This window comes from Mesorhizobium sp. M7A.F.Ca.CA.002.04.1.1, from assembly GCF_004022805.1.
GTDB classification, from domain to species: domain Bacteria; phylum Pseudomonadota; class Alphaproteobacteria; order Rhizobiales; family Rhizobiaceae; genus Mesorhizobium; species Mesorhizobium ciceri.
In genome coordinates, this window is record NZ_RZPL01000557.1 from 1 (window position 1) to 3,986 (window position 3,986).

General features: G+C 63.4%; 5 protein-coding genes and 1 pseudogene. 3 read left to right on the plus strand and 3 right to left on the minus strand.

The genetic code is table 11. The features are described 5' to 3' along the window. Positions 1–609: tripartite tricarboxylate transporter substrate-binding protein (locus ENZ75_RS24110; RefSeq protein ID WP_281061269.1), on the minus strand; the 609-nt coding region annotated here is incomplete at its 3' end. Between the two features lie 183 nt (positions 610–792). Between ENZ75_RS24110 and ENZ75_RS24115 the strand changes: the two genes are divergently transcribed. Further along, a complete protein-coding gene (locus ENZ75_RS24115) occupies positions 793–1,557 on the plus strand; it encodes an IclR family transcriptional regulator (protein WP_013529610.1) in 765 nt (254 codons plus the stop codon). A 34-nt stretch (positions 1,558–1,591) separates the two neighbouring features. Here ENZ75_RS24115 and ENZ75_RS35295 read toward each other — a convergent pair. Both ENZ75_RS35295 and ENZ75_RS24125 read right to left on the minus strand, forming a co-directional pair. Continuing rightward, positions 1,592–1,693: pseudogene (locus tag ENZ75_RS35295) on the minus strand (DUF4892 domain-containing protein); the annotation flags it as partial. Between the two features lie 5 nt (positions 1,694–1,698). Further along, positions 1,699–2,232: a GNAT family N-acetyltransferase gene (locus ENZ75_RS24125; protein WP_013529609.1), complete on the minus strand. Its 534-nt coding sequence runs from the start codon at positions 2,230–2,232 to the stop codon at positions 1,699–1,701. A 202-nt stretch (positions 2,233–2,434) separates the two neighbouring features. On the opposite strand from ENZ75_RS24125, the gene ENZ75_RS24130 reads away from it, so the two are divergent. Together ENZ75_RS24130 and ENZ75_RS24135 are read left to right on the plus strand one after the other, a co-directional pair. Continuing rightward, positions 2,435–2,890 (plus strand): DUF2214 family protein, encoded by a 456-nt coding sequence (locus ENZ75_RS24130; protein WP_024502811.1) that lies wholly within the window; start codon positions 2,435–2,437, stop codon positions 2,888–2,890. A gap of 175 nt (positions 2,891–3,065) precedes the next feature. Continuing rightward, positions 3,066–3,986 (plus strand): tripartite tricarboxylate transporter substrate-binding protein (locus ENZ75_RS24135; RefSeq protein WP_128278362.1); only part of this gene is annotated, 921 nt, incomplete at its 3' end.

Here is a 3,986-nt window from a genome sequence, read left to right on the forward strand (position 1 = left end):
CATCCTGTTCGGCCTGATTGCCAAGACTGTCGGCGTGCCGGCGAACGGCACGTAGGACAGGTTTGTCGCCGGCACGCCGACAGTCTTGGCAATCAGGCCGAACAGGATGTGATCGGAACCGCCTGCGGAGCCGCCGGCGACAGGAACCTTTGTCGGATCGGCCTTGAGCGCGGCGACGAAATCAGCGGCCGTCTTGAACGGCGACTCCGCCGGCACGACCAAGGCCTCGAACTCGCCGGTAAGGCGGGCGATCGGGGTGACCTGCGTCAGATTGTTGGCGGCCTTGTTGGCAATGATGGCGCCAACCATGACCATGCCGGCAACCATCAGGGAATTGCCTTTGCCGTTCCACTGGCTGATGAATTGCGGCAGCCCGACAGTCCCGCCGGCGCCGCCGACATTGGTGATCTGCGAACCCGAGATGAGCTTTTCACTGCGCAGCACCTGGTCGATCGTGCGCGCCGTCTGGTCCCAGCCACCACCCGGTGCGGCAGGCACGAAGAGCTGTATCTGGGGCGCGCCTTCGGCCAAAGCGGGAGAAAGATGCGACGTCATCAGCCCGGCACCCACGGCTGCGGTGCTCATCAAAAATCTGCGTCTGTCCAGCATGGGATTCCTCCAAATCACGACACCTCCTCCGGTGCCCGCCAAAACGCGCCTGCATCCAGACCCGTCATCGATTTCAAGCAGATGTTACGGAGTTCTGTCAACGGAAACGATATTCTACTGGACAGAACGATTTGGCGGCGCGACACAGTCGCGTCGCTCGGCTTTCTTCAAACTGGAACCGCCATGGATTCGCCAAGCAAATCGGCAGATGCGGAAATCGACCGCGCCGAAGGTGTTGCAGCACTCGATCGGGCGATTGCCATCCTCGATGCCTTCAGCACGGAGGACCGGTCGCTCAGCCTAGCCGAAATCGCGGCGCGCACCGGCCTCTACAAGAGCACCATCCTGCGGCTTGCGAATTCCCTTTTGCGCGGACGATTGCTCGAGCGCCTCGACAATGGGCGCTACCGCGTCGGACCCGCGACGTTTCGGCTCGGTGCGCTCTACCAGCGTTCGGTCGTGGCGGTCGACATCCTGCTGCCGATCATGCGCGATCTTTCCGAGCGAAGCTGGGAAAGCGTTGCCTTCTACGTTCGCTCGGGCGATGTCCGCACCTGTCTTTACCGCGTCGAATCCAAGCACCCGATCCGCTACACGATACGCGAAGGCGACGTATTGCCTTTGCTGCTCGGCTCGGGCGGCCGCGTGCTCGCAGCGTTTTCGGGCCAGCAGGGCGAACCCTACGAGACCATCCGCAAGACCTGCAACTGTCTCGCCGTCGGCGACCGCGACCCCGAGACCGGGGGCGTGTCGGCGCCGGTATTCGGGCCAGGGGGCGTCCTGCTCGGCGCCTTGACCCTGGCTGGACCAAGCACGCGCGTCGACGCGGCCTTTCTGCAGCGCATGAAGCGTCCGCTGCTCGAGGCAGCGGCCCGCGCCACCCGCGCCTTCGGCGAGGACGCCTCAATGCTCGAGCAGGCAAGCCTGGCAGCGGACGCCCTGCCGTAGAATGCGGCCTGATTGGAAGGCTCGCCCAGTTCAACTTGACCAGAACCACACGGCGGTTCTTGGCGCGGCCCGCTTCGTCATCGTTGCTGGCGACAGGTGCCATCATGCCGGCGCCCGCAGCGGTCAGCCGCGCCGCTCAGGTCACCGCGCCAGCAGGATAGTCGGAGCGTCGTGATAGGTGGTCTTTACCACTTCCCGGTAACCGCACTTGGCAGCCACCCTCAGCGAAGCGCCATTTTCCGGATCGATGATACAGACGGTCTTCTCGCGCCCGAAAATCACTTCGCCCCATGCCAGGACGCGGCCAACCACCTCGGTGGCGAAGCCCGCCCCGTGCACGGCCGGAACCAGCGCCCACCCGGCCTCGGGAATGCCTTCGATCGATGGTTCCATGTCGCGCTTCAGATCGTGAAACCCGGCCTCGCCGATGAAGCGCCCGGTCGCCTTCTCCTCGATCGCCCAGAAGCCATAGCCAAGCAACGACCACAGGCCGGCGTGACGCAGGAAGCGCATCCAGCTTTCTTCGCGCGTGCGCGGCTTGCCGCCGATGAAGCGGGTGACGACGGGATCGGTCCACATCGCGGCATAGGTGTCGAAATCATCCAGGCGGTGTGCCCGCAGGATGGTTCGCTTCGTTTCGATGACAGGAGCACTGGTCGCTTGCGGATTGTTCATGGGATCTGCCTCGCACGGATCGCCAGCGCTTAGCAAATCGCCGGTGCTGCGCAAGGGGCCAGGGCAACACGGCCCATCATCCAGGCGCCGCTATGGGAATTTTGCGCGACGATGTTATTTTTCACCGCAGGCTGATTCAACACCCGCCAGCGCGACCTTTTTTCAGGCGCGCATTGGTGGCGTCAAACCCAGGGAAAAGAGCATGGATACCACCGATCTTGTGCTTGCGATCTTCCATCATCTGCTGGTGTTTTCGCTGGCGGGGATCATCGGCGCCGAATTCGTCCTGATCCGCGGCGATCTGGGTGCTGCGACGCTCAAGAGGCTCGCCGGCATCGACCGCCATTACGGCGTCATCGCCGCGCTGATCATCGTCGTCGGCATCGGCCGCGTCTTCTATGGCCTCAAGGGCTGGGAATTCTACGTCTACAACTGGGTGTTCTGGGCCAAGATAGCGGCGTTCGGCGCTGTCGGCCTGCTGTCGATCATCCCGACCGTCCGCTTCATATCCTGGAACAGGCAGGCGAGCGGCAATGCCTCGTTCCAGGTGCCGGCGACCGAACTTGCGTCCGTGAAGACCTATATCCGCGCCGAAGCTTTCATCTTCCTGCTCATCCCGGTCTTCGCCGCGGCGATGGCGCGCGGCTACGGCTACTAGGGTGGCGATCACCCTCCGACATTATCCACCCATCGAGTGCGGATGTTTGCGGATATCGGCAGTTTGCCGCCCAGTTGCTATTTGCTAGCTTGCCCTAGTTGTTGCTTCATGCGCAGCCGGTGTTGAGAGGAGATCCGCGCGGCGTTGGAGATTCATATCCCGGGAGGAGATCACGATGAGAAGATTTGTCGCCGCTCTGGCTGCTGCCGCGGCCGTCACGCTTTATGGGTTCGCGGCCAGCGCGCAGACCTATCCTGAACGAACCATCACCGTTGTGGTACCGTTTGCCGCCGGCGGTCCGACCGACACGGTCACGCGCCTCGTCGCCGAAGCGATGTCGAAGGATCTCGGCCAGCAGGTCATCGTCGAGAATGTCGGCGGCGCCGGCGGAACGCTGGGTGCCGGCCGCGTCGCCAACGCCGAGCCTGACGGCTATACGCTGCTGCTCCATCATATCGGCATGGCGACAAGTGCGACGCTGTACAGAAAGCTCGCCTACGACACGCTGAACGCCTTCGAATATGTCGGCCTCGTCACCGAGGTGCCGATGACCATCGTCGGCCGCAAGGACCTGGAGCCGACCGATCTCAAGGGGTTGGTGGAGTACGCCAAGGCCAACAAGGATTCCATAACCGTCGCCAATGCCGGCATCGGTGCGGCCTCGCATCTGTGCGGCATGCTGTTCATGAGCGCCATCAAGACGCCGCTGGTCACCGTGCCCTACAAGGGCACCGGCCCGGCCATGACCGATCTCCTCGGCGGTCAGGTCGACATCATGTGCGACCAGACGACCAACACCACCAAGCAGATCCAGGGCGGCACCATCAAGGCCTATGCCGTCACCTCGCCGGAGCGCCTCGATGTGCTGAAAGACGTCCCGACGACGGTGGAAGGCGGCCTTCCCGAAGTGCAGGTCGGCATCTGGCACGGTCTCTATGCACCCAAGGGCACACCGGCCGGGATCACCGAACGCCTGTCGAAATCGCTTCAGGTCGCGCTGAAGGACCAGAACGTCGCGGCCCGCTTCGCCGAACTCGGCACCAAGCCATCGCCCGAGGCCGATGCGACGCCCGCCGCACTGAAGGCCAAGCTGGAA